Origin of the sequence: Geotalea daltonii FRC-32 (assembly GCF_000022265.1) — a bacterium.
Lineage (GTDB): Bacteria > Desulfobacterota > Desulfuromonadia > Geobacterales > Geobacteraceae > Geotalea > Geotalea daltonii.
The window spans coordinates 1,861,891-1,881,282 of record NC_011979.1; the positions used below are offsets into that span (position 1 = coordinate 1,861,891).

The following is a 19,392-nucleotide window of genomic DNA, read 5'->3' on the forward strand; positions in this document are numbered from 1 at the left end:
TAGTACAAGCAAATTAAGCGTAACTAATTAAATGAGCTGTCGTTCTACCAATAATGGAAAGGAGGGTTCACTGAATGGGCTACAAAAGGGTCTGGCATTGGTTGTTACTGGTCTTTCTGCTGAGCGGGACAAACGGCTGGGCAGCGGAAATACATGGCCGCAGTTCCACCCAGGTGCTCTGGTTCAATGACTTCTATAACGGTCGCCAGATTGAAGCAGCCGAGTATCTTCGTCTTTCTGCAACAAAGCTGACCAGTGACGGCAAGTTTTCCATTTACGGCTATGGCCGAGGAACACAGGACTTTACCAATGGCGAGGGGCTGAATGGGCGCCTATACTTTCTGTATGGCGACTATCGCGATCTGCTGAATGTACTCGATGTGAAGGTCGGCCGTCAGTTCGTCAACCTTTCAGCAGGAACCACCATTATCGATGGTGGCGAACTGATCGTGAAGAATATCGGTCCTGTTGGCCTGACGGTACTGGGAGGCCGTGATGTGGTTTTCGGGATCGACGGCGAGTTGGGGCATGCCGGAAACTATGCCTTTGGCGCTGCGGCTTACCTGAACGGCCTGAGAAAGACCGACCTTGATATAAGCTGGCTTCGCAAATGGGATTCGGGTGATGTTTCCCGTGACATCATGGGGGCGTCCTTCAAGCAGTATCTGCTGGACCGGGTGAAACTTTACGGCAATGCGCGCTATGACCTGACTGCCGAGGTATTCAACGAGGTTCTCGGGGGGGTCAAATATTTTCCCTCTGCCAATCTGGTGCTGACCGGAGAATGGTTCCAGAGCTACCCCACCTTTGATACCACCGATATCTTTTCCGTCTTTGCCGCCGACAGATACCAGGAAGGGGTTATTCGGGCAGATTACACAATCAACAAAATGCTGTCGGTCTATGGTGGCTATATCAGGGAGGAGTTCGGTGACGGTGCCAGCGCCAACGTCATCGAAGCCGGGATCAACTTGCGGCCGCTGCCCGATCTGCAGCTCACCTTCGAATACGACCGGCGTGTCGGTATCGGCAGTGATGACAGCAAGCTGGACGGCGGGCTGTTCGAGGCGGCGTGGGATATGACCAAAGCCTTTCAGCTGGCAGGCGGTTTGAGTGTCGATGCCTATGATCGTGAAATCTTCCACAGCTCGACGGGTGAGCAGATTGCGCAGAAATACTGGCTCGGCAGCAGGCTGAAGCTGGCAAACAATATGAGTGCCTCTCTGCGCATCGAAGATGACATCAATGTGACCTACAACAACAACGTTCAAGGACGTTTCATCTTTAATTACGATTTCTAGAAAGGGGGTATGGCGGTGAAAAACTGGTTTTTTGTCTTTCTGCTGATTTCCTTGCCGGCTGTCTATGTGCAGCAGGCAGTCGCCCAGAAGGAGTCCCACCGGGATTATGCTTCCATGAAAGTTGTCGAGTGCAACGACTGTCACAAGAATGAGGGGGTCGCACTCAATCACGATGCCGACTGGCTGCGGGGGCACCGGCTGCCGGCCCAGAAGGGCGCCTCCAACTGCGGGCAGTGCCATGATCAGTCCTATTGTCTTGACTGCCATACGGGGGGAGGCATCAATGCCGATCTTTCAACCCAGAATTACCGGCGGGATTATATCCCCAAAAGTCACAAGAGCGACTGGATAGAGATCCATCCCATAAAGGCCCAGGACAATCCCCAGTCCTGCACCCGCTGTCATGACCAGAAAAACTGCCAGGATTGCCATTCCCGGTACCGGTCCACAGACCTGCAGTTCCAGTCCCACCGGCGCCAGTTCCGGGACATCAAGGTCAGCGATATCGGCCCGAACCATGCCATCTTCACTACCGCCCAATGTCCCACATGTCACCAGGGGGGGATTCTGCCGAGCCATCAATGGTCATCGGATCATGCCTCGGAGGCGCGGCGCAATCTGCAGTCCTGCGGTACCTGCCACAGTGACGGCGATGTCTGCATGACCTGCCATAGCGCGCGCACCGGTCTCAAGGTCAATCCCCATCCACGGAACTGGAACGGTGTCAAGGGCAACTACAGGGACAAGAGCAGCGGCAGGACCTGCGTCCGCTGCCATGACAGATTTTAAACAAAGATAAATATACTGGAAAGGAGGAATCATCAATGGGCAGAAGCGTATCGTTGCAGTTGTTCCTTGCCGTTTTCCTGGTGTCCGGGTTGCTTGGCGGCTGCGGCTCGTCCAAGAAAGAAGGTGAGCAACAGACTCAGGTGAGTGCCCCAACCAAAGTGGGTTCCGAAAGCTGTACCAACACCTGCCATAGTACCACCAGGGATATTACCGGCAATATCATCGCCCAGACCTGGGCAAATACCACCCATACGACCGTGCAGGGTGTCCAGTGCGAGGATTGTCACGGCGGCGGCAGCATGCACTGGGGGGTCGGGCCGATGCCGTTCCCCATTCCCCAGGCCGAGCAATGCAGCCAGGCCAGCTGTCATGCCTCTTTCCTTTCGGGCTTCAATCAGACCGCCCATGCCAACACCCACGCGGAAGGGGCGCCTTTCGGGCCTGACAAGTTTTTCTTCCAGGGAGACCCCGGCAGCGGCCAGGCAAGTCTGAGAACAAGAAACGGGGCTGATATTCAGGAGGTTACGCCGACCGGTCAGCCTGTGAACAAATCCCAGCACATTGTGGAATGCTCGGTCTGCCATAATCCCAACCAGCGTTTCGTCGCCTACAGTACGAACCTTTTCAGGCCCGCCCAGAGGGTCTTCACCAGCAGTGATTCTCAGGACCAGGACGGGGAAAGCAATTTCTTCCAGAGCCGCTACATCAACCCTGCGGTTTCCTGTGCCGGTTGCCACGATGCCCATCAGCCCCAGCAGATGGTCAAAATCCCCCAGCGTAGCAACCAGGTCGGTTACCCCATCTACCGACGCTACAGCACCCCTGAACTGGGCAGAATCCAGGGAACCGTCTTTCAACCAAATGGGGTAGTGCTTACCGGAGTCCCAGTTGCCGGCGCCGCCACCAACAACAATGAAGTCAGCCCGGAACTACTCTGCGCTGCCTGCCATACGGTCAGCAAATACAAGTTCTCCAACCTTTCCACCCACCAGGATAACGTCTATCCCCAGTGGACCCATTCGGGACACGGTGAAAGAGAAAAGCCGGCCTGGGCCGAGTTTTCGGCAAACCCTGCAGGATACATCAATCCACTTACAGGACTCGCTTATACTGATCTCGGCCATGCCACCAGCTATCCCGTCGATATGGCACTCAGGAGTTATGGCGCCACCGCAAGTGCAACGAGCAATCAGGGTAACAACAATTTTGCCTGCTTCAAATGCCACAACGGCCTCACCTCAATTGCATACCAGAAAAATATCCAGGGAACACCGGCAGCGCCGGTAGTTTTCGGAGATGCCAGTGCTACCTGCATCACCTGCCACGATCCCCACCAAAAAGGCACCTTTGCCGGCGGGGCAAATACCACCAGCAACATCCGGGTTCCGGTGGCAATGACCAATTACTCAACTGTCAACGTCAAGGTCTTCGGCAATGTCTTTCTGGACAACCAGCCGATCCCCCAGAACAATGCCAACGAGACCATCTGCATTTTCTGTCACCAGGGCCGGGAGAGCGGCTTTACTCTCTACCGCGCCAAGCTGGCTCCGGGTAAATCAGCCGCCGGTTCCTTCTTCAATCCCCATTACCTGGGTACCGCCGCAATGCTGTGGGGAGCCAACGGTTACGAATTCAGCGGAAAATCCTACAGTGCCAATGTGGCCCACCAGCAAGCAAACTGTGCCAGCTGCCACATGGATAATGCCACTGAAGACAACACCATCGGCGGACATAGCTGGAATCCGAACGTTGCTTCCTGCAATACCTCCAGTTGCCACGGCGGAGGAGTCGGCCCAGCTGTTGCGGCAAAACCGGGCACCGCCGCACCTGAGGTCAACGCTTACCGGGCTGCCTTCGATACCAGCGATTATGACGGCAGCGGTGCTCTTGAGCCGATAGCAGTTGAAATAAAAGGCCTTCAGGACAAACTTATCGCCCTCCTTGCCGCCAACGGCATTTTCTACACGGATCTCAAGTATCCCTATTTCTTTGCTGATCCTGCCTTTACCACCAACTACACGGCCTGGAACACGGCGACCGGAGGTACAACAGCTTTCAAGGCTGCGTTCAATCTGCAATTCATCATCAAGGGGCTACCATCCGCGGCGACATCTCAAACGGCTGTGCCCAATGCTTCTGCAGCCGTGCATAACTACAAATACATTATCCAGTTGCTCCGCGATTCATACGAGGAATACAATGCGGTGGCAGCAGCCAAAGGGGCAACCCTTTCCGGTGTAAGGCCGGCGGGTACAAGACCTGCAACTGTCTATGGTCCGGGTCAGTAAGGAGTTTTTTTGAGAATGGAACAGCAAAAAGCCCCGAGGTTTCTTTCGGGGCTTTTTGCATTGAATCGAACACAAATCCGATTCGTTTTGCTATAGTAAGACCATGGGATGGGTAATTGCCTTCATAGCCGTGATGCTGGCGGCATCGCCTGCTGCCGCTATCGACCTGGGTGCACCGAAACTGTCGGAAAGCCTGGCGTCTCGCAAATTTTTCGACCCTGACCGCTATCTCCTGTCGGTAGCGGATAAATACCAGGTCCTACGGGGATATACCCTGCAGCCGCAGGTGGGCCTGGGCTATGTGGCCAGAGAAAGGGAGGCTGGAGTCGGGTTTGACGAATCTCTCCATAAGATCCAGGCCCACGCAGGGGGCAGGCTCGATCTGGACAACCGGTTCTACTTTTCAGCCGCAGCCAAGCTTCCTGTCTATACCTATGGCCTCACTGATACCAGGCTCGGCCTCTTTTCTTCCCAAAACCCTTCTTCGGTTCACAGGTACGATTTTGCCCATCTTTCTTCTTCCAATCTGCTCTGGACCGGGGAATTGGGCATTCACCTGGGCCTTGGCGCCGATCTGACTATCTATTACGATCAGAACGCCTTCGACCTCTATGAGGCAGGACGCACTCTTTCCGAAGAACGGATCGGCACGCGCATCATCTTCAGGTTCAAGTAATCCCTTGAAAAACTGCTGCGGGCTGATCTGCTGCGTTGTCGCTCGCTACACTGTGTCGTTTCGTCCCATCGCTCACTCGATCCTTGCATATCTGCCCCATCGATACGTTTTTCGTGCTCGGCCAGCTGTTTCCCCCGCTTGTGCAGCCAACCTTCCCTGATATAATAGAATGAATTTAAATTAATCCTCTGAGGTTACGTCATGATCGAGATCACCGATCCCCGTATCGATAAATATATAATGGGCCTTGCTCCCGAATCCGATTCCCTGCTGCTGGAAATGGAAAAGAAGGCAAAGGCAAGCGGCTTTCCCATCGTCGATCCATTGGTGGGGAGGCTGCTTTATCTGCTCACCCGCCTGAAACAGCCGGCGCTTATCGTGGAGATGGGCTCAGGCTTCGGTTATTCCGCCTACTGGTTTGCCAAGGCCCTGAGTATCCGCGGCAAAATCGTTCTTATCGATAAGGAGGAAGCACACATATCCCATGCGCGGAAGGTCTTCAGCGATTCGGATCTTTTTGACCGGGCCGAGTTCAGGGTAGGGGACGCCCTGCAGGTCGCCAGGGAATACCAGGGGATAGATCTTCTTTTCATCGATATTGACAAGCATCAGTATCTCGATGCCGTCATGGCCATTGCCCCCATGCTGGCCAAGAATGCCCTGGTCATTGCCGATAACAGCCTTTGGCACGGCAATGTTGCCGAAGGAATGACGGACAGGGACACGGTCGGAATCGACAAATTCAACCGCCACATGTTCAGCAGCAATGATTTTTTCACTTCGATCGTCCCCCTGCGCGATGGGGTTCTGCTTGCCTACAAGCTGACGGAGAGCTGAAAAAGCGTCATGGCGCCATTTGATATTCTGCGGCTGAATCGGGATGAACTGCCGAGCGAGACCCAGGCCATGGCCCGATTTCTCATCGGCAAAACATTGGTTATGGATCATGATGGAGCGAGGCTCAGCGGGCGCATTGTCGAAACGGAAGCATATCCCCCCGGAGATGCGGCAGGTCGGGCATTCAGTGGGGAAAGCCGGGCAAACCGTTCCCTGTATATGAATTATGGCCATGCCTTTGTCTATCTCATTTACGGACGTTACCACATGTTGAACGTGGTCAGCGAGCAGCCCGGAATCGGGGCTGCCGTCCTCTTGCGTTCGCTGGAACCACTGGAAGGCGTCCGGCTCATGGAAGAGCGTCGCGGAACGACCCGGCTTCAAGATCTGGCGCGGGGACCCGGCAGGCTGACGGCAGCCCTTGGCATCGACAGGCGTCATGACGGTATCGATCTTCTGGATAACCGAAATCTGTGGCTGGGCAGGGAAATAAGGTCTGTGACGCATATGGGCATGAGCGCCCGCATAGGCTTGACCAGGGAGGTTAATCGGCTTTGGCGGTATTACGAGGTAGGCAGTTCCTTTGTCAGCGGCACTCGGGGTATGAACAGGTTCTTGACTGAAATGACATTGTGAGATGATGGGCAACCGGTGCCAACCGGATGACAAACGAAAAGCCGCGGATCGGAGGGTTGTGATCCGCGGCTTTTTTAGTTTTTCACCTGTTTCTTCGGCAGCCCGGCTATCTGTTAGTTAATAACAGATCCGTATGCTTTGTGTCACTGGAATTTCTTCCAGATTACCCTTTCGGAAACAGGCTGATATAACTATAACGCAGCTTAGGGTCATGTAAAGATATTTTTGTGAAATTAATTTAATATTACTCCTCCTTCTGCCCACCAGGTGATGCTCCTCACTCAACAATAAAAATCCCTGGGTTAGAGTTAGATATAAAAATGGAAAAACTGAAAGGAGTATCACCGTTGATACGCTCTCTTTACGCCTTGAATGGCATCGTCGCCGTATTGCTTTATTTGCCGCAGATCAGGACTATTCTCAGGAACAAGGAAGAAGTGGGATCTTTTTCGCTGATAACCTTCGGCGGTTGGTCTGTCGGCTCGATCATCACCGCCCTTTATGCCTGGACCTTAATCGGGGATCCCATGTTTGCGGCAGTCAGTCTGGCGAACATGCTCGGCTCCGGCACCGTTTTCACCCTTGTTGCGGGCAGGCGCCTGAAAAACCGCCACCTGCCCGCGCTAACGACAAGGCACGAAACGGATGACGCTGATAGTCTCGCCGAGAACTTCGGCTAAAGAGCGAAGGACATACTCGATCTCTTCCTCGGTATTGTCGTTCCCCAGGGAGAAGCGGACCGAGCAGTGAGCCTGCTGGGGGGTAAGCCCCATGGCGGTCAGGACGTGGGATGGGTCCGGATTTCCCGATTTGCAGGCAGATCCGGAGGAAAAGGCGATTCCCTTCCTGTCCATGAGGAGGACCAGCGATTCCCCCCGTATTTCCGGCAGGGTCATACTGAGGGTGTTGGGGAGCCGCCCGTTTGGTGGCCCGTTGCTTTTTGCCATCGGCAGCAGCGCCCTTATTCCTCTTTCCAGCTTTTCACGAAGGGCAGCCAGCCGCTTGGGTCCCTCACCATTCAACCGGCAGAGAGCCAGCTCTACTGCCCGGCCAAAGCCGACAATTCCGGGCACATTCTCAGTGCCGGCACGCAGCCCCCATTCCTGTCCTCCCCCCTTGACCAGCGGGGCTAACCTCAGATCCTTCCGCACATAAAGCGCCCCGACCCCCTTTGGTCCATGGAGCTTGTGGGCGGATACCGAAAGCAGATCAATCCCCAATTCAGCCACATCGATGGCTATCTTGCCGAAAGCCTGCACCGCGTCGGTGTGAAAAAGGGCACCACAGCCATGGGCAATCTCGGCCAACTCCCTCACCGGCTGGATGGCGCCGGTCTCATTATTGGCGAGCATGATGGACACCAGCAGTGTATCCGGTCGGATGGCAACGGCCAGAGCTGACGGTTCGACAACTCCGGCCCGGTTTACCGGCAGGATCGTCAGCTCGTATCCGAGTGTCGCCAATGCCCGGCAGGGGACCAGCACTGCGGGATGCTCGATGCTGCTGGTGATGATGTGCCGGCGTTCCCCACCTGAAGCCGCTGCCAGACCTTGAATGGCGAGGTTATCCGCTTCTGACCCTCCACCGGTAAAGACGATGCGCCGGGCGGTGCAGTTGAGCCCCTGGGCAACGACTCTGCGGGCAGCTTCTATGGCTGTCCTGGCCGCATTGCCAAAACTGTGGATGCTTGAGGGATTGCCGCATTGCTCCCCCAGGAAGGGAAGCATTACCTCACGTACCTCAGGGGCAACATGGGTGGTGGCATTGTGGTCCAGGTAGACCGCCTGCCGGGATTCCCTTTGAACAGTGAGAGGCTCGTATGCCGGTATTTCTTCAGCCTTGTCTTCTGTTTCAATACCTTGATTCCTTTTAATAGATCGGCTGCCATCGGCCAGTTTCATTACCCGGCAGAGCAGGGTTTTATATATGGGGAAGCCGGAGATGGGGTCGAATCGGCCGATGTCCGTAAGTTCGTTGACGTTGCATTGCTGCCATTCTGCCGGTCCCAGCGGACCGCCTCCCCCCATGGCGGCGTCAATGGTGCCGCGCATCATGTGGTCGGAAAGCCTTGCCGTAAACAGAGCGCGGCCACGGGGCGTTTCCACCCAGACCTGTTCACCTTCCCCTATGCCCGATTCCATTGCTTCCCCTCTGTTCATCATCACCGGCGGACTGTCATGATGTTCGGCAAGTGACCGGACCCCATGGTGCTGGCTGCGGAAATCGAATCTGGTCCTGCCACCGGAGTTGAAAACCAGGGGATATTCCCGTGCCAGCTCCGGGGCGGCCAGCGGCCCTTCTGCAGGCTCGGTATAGACCGGCAGAGGATCATACCCATGCTCGGCCAGGATTGAGGAGGCAATCTCGAACTTGCCGCTGGGGGTGTTGAAGCCGGGGCGGCCGTCGGCCCGAAGCAGCCCCTTTTCCCACTTCCGGTACTGCATCATGGCTGTCGGCAATCGCACTTCTCCCCCGGCTTTCCTTACCTCATCCAAAGAAAAGCCGCTGCCGTCCAGGGCATGGCGCAGGAGTTCCTCTTCCGATCTTGGATAAAGGTGCCCGTAGCCCAGGCGCCCGGCCAGTTCTGCCAGGATGAGGAAATCATTGCGCGCCTCCCCCTGCGGCTCCACAAGGCGTTCACGGATCTTGAACATCGGGCCGAAACGCATGTATGAAGTGATCTCGTAGTAGGTGGCAGCGGGCAGGACGATGTCCGCATAGGCGGAGTCGGCAGTGTGGTAGCGGTTAATGCTGACCATGAAATCCAGGGCATCCAGGGTCTTGCGCCATATTTGCGGTTGCGGCCAGGCGGTGATGATCGACCCGCCGAGGACGGTCAGGGCGCGGATCGGGTATGGTTTGTCATGCAGGACCGCATCGGGAAGGGCAATGGCGTGGGATTCACCACGATATGCGCTATAGACCGGGAAGCGGTCCCGCCCCAGAGCCTTCTTCATATCTGGATTGGGGATGAGGCGTGAGCGATTCTGGGGAAAGATATTTTCCTTCATGCGGAAGACCAGTCCTCCCGGCACGTCCAGTTGACCGGCCAGAGCCCACAACGTAAAGACGCCGCGGATGGCCTGGACGCCGCTGTCGGAATATTCCAGCCCGGTGTACATGACCGGCACGGAACCCCGAGCTGCCACCACTTCCCGTGCCAGCTCACGCACCGTTTCTGCCGGTACCCCGGTTATGCTTTCCACCACCTCCGGCCGGTAGTGCTGGACCAGCTGCTTCAATTCCTCGAATCCCACCGTCCAGTTGGCGGCGAATTTTTCGTCATAAAGCTCTTCCTCAACCAGTACGGCAATCATCCCCAGGGCCAGCGCTCCATCGGTACCGGACCGGATGGGGACCCACCTGGCGCCGGTCTCACGGGCGGTCTCACCCAGGCGCGGGTCAATGGCGATGATCCGTGCGCCACGCTCCCGCGCCTTCAGGATCTGCAGGTGATTCAGCGGCGGCGAGTCGGTGGCGGGATTGGCCCCCCAGATGACGATCAGCTCTGCCTGCTCGATGTCCGCCTCCATTGTCACCAGCATCTCCCCCATGGTCACATGGGGAGCGATCATGGCAAAGGAGACGTAGCAGAGGGCGCCGACACCAAGGGTGTTGGGGGACCCGAAGGGGAAAAGGACGCTGGAGGCGGAGGACACAGCCACATCAGCCGGCTGGAAGACATCGCACAGTGCCATGTCGAAGCTGCCCCGGCCGGTATAAAAGGCTACCGCTTCCGGTCCCGAACTATTTTTTATTTCCTGAAAACGGGAGACGATAGTATTGAAGGCTTCATCCCAGGAAATCCGTTCAAATTGATAGGTTCCCTTGGGGCCAGTGCGGCGCAGGGGATGAAGAAGCCGGTCCGGATCGTGGACGATTTGGGGAGAATGCCGGCCGATATGGCAGATCATCCCCAGGGGGTGCCCATTATGGGGCTCTACCTTTAGTAACCGGCCTTCCCTGATGGTGGCCGTTATGAAACAGCCGGCAGGACAGATGCCGCACAGGCCATGGCGGATTTCGATCCTGTCCTCCGTCACTATGAAGTACCTCCGGAGACTGCCGGGGAGAAGCCGTTCCGGCGTAACAGGAGAAGGGCGAACCAGCTACGTTCGTCAGTAAAGATCTCCTCGGCGGTAAAGCCATAGCCCTCCAGGAAAGGGAGGAATGTCTCAAGACGGAATTTCCGGCTGATCTCAGTATTTATGGCTTCACCTTCGTCAATGATAACATGCTGCCCTAGTGGCGCGATGTGGATCGCCTGGCGTTGGCTGAAGCGGGCACAGATATCCACCTGCTCCTTTGCCTCGTTGTAAACCGCCACATGCTGGACGGCAGACGGGTCTATGGAACTTCCCAGTTCCCGGTTCATGCGGATGAAAAGATTCCGGGTGAATTCCTGGGTTACGCCGGCAGCATCGTTGTAGGCGGCTTCAATGGTCTGACGCTCCTTGACCAGGTCGATGCCCAGCAGGAAGAAGTCGTCCCGGCAAAGGGACAGGGCAAGGTCATGGAGAAACAGGGACATCTCTTCGCCGGCGAAGTTGCCGATGCTGCTGCCAAGGAAGAGCACAGTCACCGGCGATATCTCGCGCAAGAGGGGGAAGGCACCCCTGTAGTCGCTGTTTATGCCGAGGACTTGTGTTGCCGGATGGCTGGCGGTTATGTTGCGGGAAGCTTCTCGCAGGGCGGCCTCGCTCACGTCGATCGGGATATATCTCACCGACTGTGCCTGGGCAAGCCAGGCCCGCAGCAGATAGTCGGTCTTTGTCGAATTGCCCGAACCGAGCTCCGCAAGTGTTGTGGCGCCGCATATTTTCCTGATGAAGCGTGCTTTGGTTGCGAGAATTTCAGCTTCAGTGCGGGTCAGATAATATTCGGGTTGACGGGTGATAAGGTCGAACAGCTCGCTGCCGCGGGCATCATAGAGAAAACGGCATTGGAGCCTGCGGGGCATGGAGCTGAGGCCGGCGGCGGTGGCGGAGGCAAAATCGATCAGCTGATCGGCCTCCGTCGAGTGCTGTCGAATGATCAGGCCGGAACGGTTCAGTGCTTTGCGAAAAGACTTGCGGACCGGCCAGGGGGCCGACGGAAAAGTTGCTTGCATATGACTCCCTTTGGACAGCAGGGGCAAAATGGGCAATAATATTAAAAAGTATAAATAAAGTCGGGGGAGAGTCAAATCAGGCTGAAACTCTGGAGGTAACATGAAGGGTAACGACCTGTTGCGAAAGGAATTACTGGCCCTGCTGTCCGGTGGGGAAGCCCATATGGATTTTGCCGATGTTGTCGCCCGGTTCCCCATGGAGCACATTAACAGCAAGGCACCGCATACACCCTATTCCTGCTGGCATTTCGTCGAACACCTGCGCATTGCCCAGTGGGACATCCTGCAGTTCATGATCGATCCCGATCATGTGTCGCCGGACTATCCCGAAGGTTACCGTCCGGCTCCTGACAAAAAAGCCGATGAAAAGGATTGGTATGTGAGTGTGGAGGGGGTACTCTCAGACCTGGAGAACCTGAAGGGGATAGTCAGTAACCCGGAGACCGACTTTTTTGCCCCCATCCCCCATGCCAAAAGCTACACAATATTTCGGGAGATACTGCTGGTGGCGGACCACAACGCCTACCACATAGGCGAGCTGGCCCTGCTGCGTCAGGTACTGGGGATATGGCCGAAGGGGTTCGAATACCTTACCGGCAGGGCCTGAGGCAGAGCCGTAGGTGGGAAATGTTGCCTGGAAGGGTGCCGCGATTTCGGCCGTCAGTTCGGCGCGTTTCAGCTGTCTTTGGGGCTGATCAAAACCATTCAGGTGCAAGGCGCCCGAAATCTGAGGCATGAGGCGTACCGGCAGGTACGTCGCAGTGCCGAATGGTGAGGGCAACGCCGCAGATGGATGGTTTTCATCAGCCCCTAGGGCGAAATGATGAATGGTGCCGACAGCGCCCATACATCGCCTGAGGTGGAAACCACCATGATCCGGCAGCCGCTGCCGACTATGCCCAGGGTTTCCACTGGTGCCGAAAGGGTGAAGGTGCCGGTGGAAGCAGGAACCACCGTCGGCGTCAGCTTGACCCAGATGCTGCCGGGGAATGGATCGCCGGAAGAGAGGGGTGTGGCCAGTTTGCCCGGATCGTCAGCCAGCAGGAAGACCTCGACACCCGACGCAAAAAGAAGCGATCCGCCCCAGGTAACCGTGGGAGGCGCCGTGCCGAATTTCCAGATGGTGCCGCCTGCGGGGGCGGTGACCCCGGTGGGGTCCTGGAAGGTGGTCGTCATGAACGGTATGACCGAGGAAATCTGCATGGGGGATGGAGGACCGTAAAACAGCCAGGTGGTCTCGATCTCCCGCCGGTTGTCGAAATCCTCTGCGGCGACGGTGAGGTTGCCGCCGATGGCAAGGACCGGCAAGGTGCTGCTGAAGGAGGCGCTGGTATCGCTTAGGAGCAGGTCCCTATCGAAGAAATACCCTGCTTTGCCGAGGGAGTCCCAACCGTAATAGTTGAGGTAGGTGTCGAACCAGCTCGCCTTGAAGGCGGTGGGCACGGCGACGCCGTAGGTCAGGGTGCCGCTGATTCGTGCGTCGGCCAGATAATGGCCGTCGGTTGCCCCTGTGACCGGGGATATACCGGAAAGGGCTGGGAAATAGGCAGCTGTGACCTCGGAGCGCAGCCATGGCCTTGCCGGCATGGTTACCGTCCTCGTTTCCACCACCACGTTGTTGCTGTCGTAAATACTGAAGGTATAGACGGAGTTCGGGGCTATGGAGCCCAGGGTGGCATCGTCAATGACATACATCTCCCACTGCTTGGTGGGCAGTTGAGGGGAGGCCCAGTAGGCGTTGCCGAGCCGCATCTGCTGCGGGTACATGGCGTCCTGGGCGAGAACTATGCCGCCGGTGGGGAGACCGGGTCCTTTAACGACAGCGGAAACGAGGCCGATGTTGTCCCGGTCTTCCACCCGGACCATGAACCCGGACTCTATCCGGACGCCTGTCGGCAGGCCCAGCCATTGGGCGGTAATTCCCCTCATCTCAACTGCCGACCGATAATTGTTGCCGGTGATCTTCCATTCCCCGTTTTCCTTGACCATGATGAAGCCGTCATCGGGGAAGCCGTAGGAGCCATCCTTGAAAAAGCCTTTACCGGTAACCTTGACCGGGCTGCCGACTGCGGCGGACAACGGTTTGGCTGAGGCGGTCAGGCTGACCATCCCTTTGGAGAGAATATCCCCGAATTTATAGTCCTTCACATCGAAATCAATGGCTGCCGCCCGTCCCAGACCGTCATGGATGCCGAAACTCGTTGCATAGAACCGATCCAGATCTGCAGCGGTCAGGGCGGTCCCCTTGGCCTCTATGGTATCCTTGAAGTACAGGTAAAGCTTGGCGGTTATGGCTTGATTGACGTCTTCCTGCATGGTGACCGGCACTGCCGTGTCGGTTCCGTTAAGATCGACGGTGGTGCTGCCGGTATAGGGGGTGTTATTGTAGTTATCCTGGGCAATCACCTTGAAGACACGGCCGCTGCCATTGGGAACGGCAAAGGAGTCGGATGCGGAAGTCTGCCCGGGGGCAACGGTGATGACCCTGACGATGTCCGTCATGTCCGGTGCGGTGACGGTAATGGTTATCTTTTTGACGATGGAAGGAAGGATGCCTGTGCTGGTGGCTGCGGTGGTCATGCCGGCAAAGACCGTTTTTGATGTTACGCCCCCTTTTGCCGCAGCCTGGCCGAAACTTACCGTAACCTTGCTGGTTCCGGCAGTGCCACTCCCGGAACAGCCTGCACATGCCATCAATATGAAAAAGAGGAGGGTGGAAAAAATGAACCGGTTACCCATGGAAGCTACCCCCTGTTAGAAATTTACATTCACATTGACATTTGTCGTGGTCGGAACAGCCGGTGGCGGAGGAGGGGGTGGTGTGGCTGTTGCCGGTGCAACCACCGGCGGCGGAGGTGGCGGTGCCTGTGTGGTCGTCTTCACTGAAGACGTGGGAGCTGTTGTGATTGCCGACGGTATGGTGCTGCCCATAAGAGCGGTTCCTGTGGATGTCGGTGCAATAGTGGTGGTCAACGATGCTGACTGACTGAGAATGTCTGTGCCTTCTGTCTGGTTTCCGTTTGCTGCCGGGGTTGACTGGGCCGCCGGCTGACCGGTCCCCTGGGTGCCGGATTGACCGCCGCTTTCTGTCTTGGGCGTCGTTACACCTTTTTCCATATGCTGTGTTTCTGCCGGCAGCGCCTGGCGCGGGGGCTGTGGCGGAGCGCCGGGGGCAATGGTGGTTATATTGCCAGCCGTGACGGTGACTATCCGGTCGGGCATGCGTCGATTATAGGTATAGACGCTTCCCTGGCGGACCAGGACGCCGGTCATGCTTCGGTCGTGGCTGACGATGAAATCGGTTCCCCTGACGCCGGCAACGGCATTGGGGGTATGAACCTCGAAACGCCGCCCCTCTCCGGCCCGCTTGACCCTGACAGGATCGACGATGGCTTCCACCTTGCCCCTCGGCAATCGCACGTTGGCGCCGTTTTCCCGCTGTCCGGAAAAATATGTCCCGATGTCGATACGGCTTCTTTGAGCAACCTTGAGGATGGTGCCGTCCTTGAACTGGATCTCCGCAAAGCTGCCGCTCCTGGTGCGGACAAAATCACCCTCACCGAGCTTGTCCCCGGTTTTGACCGTAACTGCCGGCAGTTTGCCGTTACGCAGCACATCAACGGTTCCGCTTACGATTTTGAAAGAGGCAATGTCCTCTGCCGCCAGGACTGTGCTTGAACCCATCACAACCAAGGTGAAAAGCAGAGCCAGCTGCAGGAATAGTGATCTGCCCGGTATGTCGATCATGTGTTCACCTCAAAAGCGGACTTCAACCCCTGTTGAATAGACATTGCGGTCATACTCGTAGAGGGCCAGGTTGGAAAAATCCGAGGCGTGGAAATACTGGAAATTGACAAATATGCCGTCGGTTAGTTCATGGCTAAGGTTGACGGTAGCCGCATAGGTGGCGTCTTCCCGCTTCATGCCATAGACCGTGTGATTGTTGAGGTAATTCTGCCAAAACCCCTCAAGAGATATAATGACGCTGGTCCTTGAAGCGAGGGGCAGAAGCAGATCTGCATTAAGCCTGTTCCCCAGATAGGACCAATTGTTACCCTGTGCATCCTCCAGGGAAAATTCGTAGCGAAGGTTGAAAAAGCCTCTCTCTTCGGCAAACAGATAGATGTAGCCCATCTGCCCTGCATAGCCGTCGGCATCGCGATTTTCAGATGAGACGGTATTCTGCAGGTAATTGCGTCTGCTGTAACCGAACGACGCCTGCCCCAGGTGATCAGATGCGAAAAAGGCGGTGGCGGTTGGTTTGACCGTAACTTGATTGGAGTATGCCTCGTAGCTCAGAAGTGTGTAGTTGAAAGACACTGGCAGGGAGAACATCAACTGTGGCGTCAGGCGATAAGCGGGCGCCAGGGTGACTCCCTGGGAGAGCTGACTGTATTCGTCACGCTTGAAGTAAGAGTTGTTGTACAGGGAATACTGGCCATTGAAAAGCCATGGTCCCCTGGCAGGCATCTCATAAAGGATGCGCAGATTTTGATTGCTGCTCCAGTCATGGGGCGTGGGCAGAAAGAGACCAGGTACATCCTGGGACGGTTTTACCACCACGTTGTCGTCGTACTGCAGGTTTACTCCGGCGAAAATATGCCAGTTCCGGGGTGCAGCTGCCGTCAATCTTCTTTCATATTCTCGTGCAAAACCTGCCAGCTCGGATGAAGGGTCGCCGGAGATGACCGATTTGAGGCTTTCCTGTGCCTTGTCCCGGTCCCCCTGCTTCAGGTATATCTGGGCGATCTGGAAGTCCGCCTGCTGTGCCAAGGCGGGATCGATTTCCTTGGCCTTGATCAAGGCGGCCACTGCTCCTTCGCTGTTATCGTTCCCAGCCAATACCTGCCCTTTCAGGAAAGCTACTCTGGCCGGTTTTACCCCGGCACTCTCTGCCATGGCAATGAATTTGCCCGCCTCTGCGAAATCGTTCTGCAGATAAAGTAGCTCAATGAGCTCAGGATATGCGTCAGAAACCATCGGTTCAAGCTTCAGGCTCATTTTCAGGTTGGCCACGGCTTGTTCCAGGTTGCCGGTTTGCTTCAGGGCCAGCCCGAGATGGTAAGCGACTGCTGAAGATGTTGGCTGCTCCTTTTGAGCTGCAGCCAGAATTTCCTGGGCTTCCTCGAAACGTTCCGCCTGATACTCGTTGATTCCGAGTTCAAGCTGTTCCTGGCCTGCCAGCGCGGTTGACGGCAGCAGAAAGACCATCAGCAATAATAATATACGTGGCATGGCAGCTCCTGAAACAATGTTTTGTCAGGAAAAGTTTTTCACTAAATTTTCTTTCCTGTCAATACTTTTTACGTGTAATTGCAACAGATTTCCGTAAAAATAAATTTTAAACATCGTTATTTTTGCCCCACCTTTCATTCATTCTCTTATGGTGGATGGCATTTTCGGCGCTGACCTCGTCCAGTATCCGCTCGGCCTCTTCTGCAGTCAGGCCGACACTGGGCCGGACGCCCATCCAATGGGTGAGGTCGCCGCTGGGATTATCAAGGGGCTGTGGGATGGGGGGGCCCGGTTTGAACCGGTCATTGAGAAAAAGGGCGGCCTCATATTGGCCATTTCTCATCACCAGCCGCACTTCTGCAAAGAAATCGTTTTGCAGCCGTTTCATGATGATGATGTCTTTCACGGTCATGTCCGGGGGCACGTCTATCAAATCAGCCATGGTTTTTCTCCGATATTTTGGTAGAGCTTCGATAATGGTATTTATCGGCATGTGGTAAAGTGGCTTTAGTTTTTTTGTCGGGTGCCTGTGCAATGGCAAAGGGGGGGCAGGTTTTTCTTGAAATAGACAAATCACTACTTTATTATGGCTGGCCAGTGCTGATAGCGGTCAATTCCGGATCAGACGACGCAGCCAGGGGGGGCAATGGCTTTTAAAATAGCGAAAGTACGAAGAAAGCTGTTCATTCCCCTTGTAATGTCGATGGCGGTTTTTCTCTGCGGCCTCATCTACACTGTCTATCGTTTACAGTGGGATCACATCCAGTCTGATACAGTGTTGAGGCTAGATGCTTTCCACAAGAACTACCAGAGCCAGATCCAGAACGAAACCGATCTCCTCAATGCGTTTCTCGTGCTGCTCAAGGAAGATGAAAAGCTGCAGAAAGCCTGGCTGTCCGGGGACCGTCAGGCCCTGCTGCGCGATGCATTGCCAATATTCGAGGGGTTGCGCAATCGGAGCCGGATTACCCACTTCTACTTCATTACCACCGACAAAATATGTTTTCTCCGCGTGCATAAGCCGGAAAGCTTCGGCGACCTTATCGATCTGACCACCGTCGACATTGCCGCCCATTTGGGTAAGCCCGCCAATGGCGTGGAAATGGGACCCTATGGCACTGTGGCGTTGCGATCGGTCCACCCGTGGTACATCGACGGCAAGTTGACGGGATACATCGAACTGGGTGAAGACGTGGAGCAGCTGACCGCACGTATCTCCAAGTTGATGAACATGGAACTTTTGTCGGTTGTGGACAAGAAATTTCTCGACAAGGGGAAATGGGAACAGGGATTGAGGATGTCGGGGCGTTATGGGAACTGGGATCAGTACAGGAACTACGTCGTTGTTTCCACCAACAATGATAGGCAGTATCCAGGATTGGACCGCATCCTGGAAGTTTCGGACAAGGACAGGAACTTTCTCCTAAGATCGGGCGGGCGGTCGTTGAGTGGCGGTTTTGACGCATCCATAGACGCTGCAGGAAATATTATCGGCAAATTTGTGCTTTTTTCCGATGTAACCTGGGAAGAGAGAAGCATTTACGGACTGCTGTTGAGGCTGGGGGCGCTTACGCTGGTGATCTCCGGCCTGGCCCTGGCCTTCTTCGACTGGTACATCAGCCGCATTCATTTTCAGCAGGCAGTGTCACCGGTGGAGGAGCAGAATGTTCCGGAGGCTAAGAAGCCGGCGGAACTATGACCGGGGCGGCTTATTTCCCCTCCTGAAGGCGGCCCAACAGCCTGAGCAGGCCGTCAAGTATGGTGAACGGGTGGGGAGGGCAGCCAGGGATATAAAGATCCACAGGTAGCAGCCCATCCACACCATTGTGCACCTCCGGCGAGTCCATGAAAGGCCCTCCGTTGATGGCACAGGCACCGCTGGCGATGACGATTTTCGGTGCCGGCACTGCCTCATAGGTCTTCAGCAGCGCTTCCCGCATATTTTCAGTAACCGGACCGGTCACCAGGATGCCGTCGGCATGGCGCGGCGATGCCACGAACTGGATGCCGAATCGTCCCAGGTCCCAAGCCACCGTTGACAGAACGTTCACATCTGCCTCACAGGCATTGCACCCCCCTGCACATACCTCACGCAGTTTCAGAGACCGGCCGAAGAGGGAAAGCATTTTTGCTTCCAGCGCTTCGGTTAATTTCCGCTCTCCATCCGAAGATACGATCAAATCCCGGCGAGTTCTTGCCGCCAGCTTCTCATCGCGGCTGAACCTGATGGCTCCATGGGGGCACGACAGGGTGCACTCCGGACAGAACAGGCATTTGCCCATATCCAGTGCCAGACAGTTTTCATTGCGGCTGATGGCGCCGAATGGACAGGCATTGGCACACAGACGGCAGTCGGCAGGGCAGGCCTCGGCGTTGAGGACAGGGTAACCGCGGAAAAGCTCAGGCAATTGTGCCGGTTCATCGGGATATTTCAGGGTGCGGTGTTTCTGGTGGATGCGGGCGAGTATGGTTTTAAGCATAATATCCTCAGCTAAAAATATCGTCGGCAGATCGTTCGTA

Annotated in this window: 16 protein-coding genes and 1 riboswitch; of the genes, 9 read left to right on the forward strand and 7 right to left on the reverse strand. The window is 55.9% G+C overall.

Annotated features, from left to right (window positions below; translation table 11 throughout):
* The first annotated feature begins 74 nt into the window (after positions 1-74).
* The 7 genes from GEOB_RS08380 (at position 75) to GEOB_RS08410 (ending at position 7,207) form a co-directional block, all read left to right on the forward strand.
* On the forward strand, positions 75-1,301 hold the full coding sequence (locus GEOB_RS08380; protein WP_012646771.1) for a hypothetical protein: 1,227 nt from the start codon (positions 75-77) through the stop codon (positions 1,299-1,301).
* A 15-nt stretch (positions 1,302-1,316) separates the two neighbouring features.
* Positions 1,317-2,090 (forward strand): cytochrome c, encoded by a 774-nt coding sequence (locus tag GEOB_RS08385; RefSeq protein WP_012646772.1) that lies wholly within the window; start codon positions 1,317-1,319, stop codon positions 2,088-2,090.
* A gap of 35 nt (positions 2,091-2,125) precedes the next feature.
* Complete coding sequence (locus GEOB_RS08390) at positions 2,126-4,378, forward strand: hypothetical protein (RefSeq protein WP_012646773.1); 2,253 nt, start codon at positions 2,126-2,128, stop codon at positions 4,376-4,378.
* Between the two features lie 103 nt (positions 4,379-4,481).
* Positions 4,482-5,054, forward strand: coding sequence for a hypothetical protein (locus tag GEOB_RS08395; protein WP_012646774.1), 573 nt, complete (start codon positions 4,482-4,484; stop codon positions 5,052-5,054).
* Positions 5,055-5,255: 201 nt separating this feature from the next.
* Positions 5,256-5,891, forward strand: a complete 636-nt coding sequence (locus GEOB_RS08400; RefSeq protein WP_012646775.1) for an O-methyltransferase — start codon at positions 5,256-5,258, stop codon at positions 5,889-5,891.
* 9 nt (positions 5,892-5,900) lie between these two features.
* The gene (locus GEOB_RS08405; protein ID WP_012646776.1) at positions 5,901-6,527 is read left to right on the forward strand and encodes a DNA-3-methyladenine glycosylase; all 627 of its coding nucleotides are present in this window, start codon (positions 5,901-5,903) and stop codon (positions 6,525-6,527) included.
* 93 nt (positions 6,528-6,620) lie between these two features.
* Positions 6,621-6,705: riboswitch (cyclic di-GMP riboswitch) on the reverse strand.
* Between the two features lie 169 nt (positions 6,706-6,874).
* Positions 6,875-7,207: a PQ-loop repeat-containing protein gene (locus GEOB_RS08410; RefSeq protein ID WP_012646777.1), complete on the forward strand. Its 333-nt coding sequence runs from the start codon at positions 6,875-6,877 to the stop codon at positions 7,205-7,207.
* On the opposite strand, the gene GEOB_RS08415 is transcribed toward GEOB_RS08410, so the two are convergent.
* Entirely contained in the window at positions 7,151-10,570 is a 3,420-nt protein-coding gene (locus GEOB_RS08415) for an IscS subfamily cysteine desulfurase (protein ID WP_012646778.1), read from the reverse strand. The genes GEOB_RS08410 and GEOB_RS08415 overlap by 57 nt on opposite strands.
* Positions 10,570-11,637, reverse strand: a complete 1,068-nt coding sequence (gene egtD, locus GEOB_RS08420) for an L-histidine N(alpha)-methyltransferase (RefSeq protein WP_012646779.1) — start codon at positions 11,635-11,637, stop codon at positions 10,570-10,572. Before egtD ends, GEOB_RS08415 begins: the two co-directional genes overlap by 1 nt.
* Positions 11,638-11,737: 100 nt before the next feature.
* Here egtD and GEOB_RS08425 point away from each other — a divergent pair, with 100 nt between their 5' ends.
* On the forward strand, positions 11,738-12,244 hold the full coding sequence (locus tag GEOB_RS08425; RefSeq protein ID WP_012646780.1) for an ABC transporter: 507 nt from the start codon (positions 11,738-11,740) through the stop codon (positions 12,242-12,244).
* Between the two features lie 203 nt (positions 12,245-12,447).
* Here the strand turns inward: GEOB_RS08425 and GEOB_RS08430 are convergent, their stop codons facing one another.
* The 4 genes from GEOB_RS08430 to GEOB_RS08445 all read right to left on the reverse strand — a co-directional run bounded on the left by GEOB_RS08430 (position 12,448) and on the right by GEOB_RS08445 (position 17,314).
* Positions 12,448-14,376, reverse strand: a complete 1,929-nt coding sequence (locus tag GEOB_RS08430; protein WP_012646781.1) for a hypothetical protein — start codon at positions 14,374-14,376, stop codon at positions 12,448-12,450.
* A gap of 15 nt (positions 14,377-14,391) precedes the next feature.
* Complete coding sequence (locus GEOB_RS08435; RefSeq protein WP_012646782.1) at positions 14,392-15,384, reverse strand: FecR family protein; 993 nt, start codon at positions 15,382-15,384, stop codon at positions 14,392-14,394.
* A gap of 9 nt (positions 15,385-15,393) precedes the next feature.
* Positions 15,394-16,872, reverse strand: coding sequence for a tetratricopeptide repeat protein (locus tag GEOB_RS08440; RefSeq protein ID WP_012646783.1), 1,479 nt, complete (start codon positions 16,870-16,872; stop codon positions 15,394-15,396).
* A gap of 106 nt (positions 16,873-16,978) precedes the next feature.
* On the reverse strand, positions 16,979-17,314 hold the full coding sequence (locus tag GEOB_RS08445; protein ID WP_012646784.1) for a hypothetical protein: 336 nt from the start codon (positions 17,312-17,314) through the stop codon (positions 16,979-16,981).
* Between the two features lie 204 nt (positions 17,315-17,518).
* On the opposite strand from GEOB_RS08445, the gene GEOB_RS08450 reads away from it, so the two are divergent.
* Positions 17,519-18,571, forward strand: coding sequence for a cache domain-containing protein (locus GEOB_RS08450; RefSeq protein ID WP_012646785.1), 1,053 nt, complete (start codon positions 17,519-17,521; stop codon positions 18,569-18,571).
* 10 nt (positions 18,572-18,581) lie between these two features.
* On the opposite strand, the gene nuoB is transcribed toward GEOB_RS08450, so the two are convergent.
* Positions 18,582-19,352, reverse strand: a complete 771-nt coding sequence (nuoB, locus tag GEOB_RS08455) for an NADH-quinone oxidoreductase subunit NuoB (RefSeq protein ID WP_012646786.1) — start codon at positions 19,350-19,352, stop codon at positions 18,582-18,584.
* Positions 19,353-19,392 lie beyond the last annotated feature (40 nt).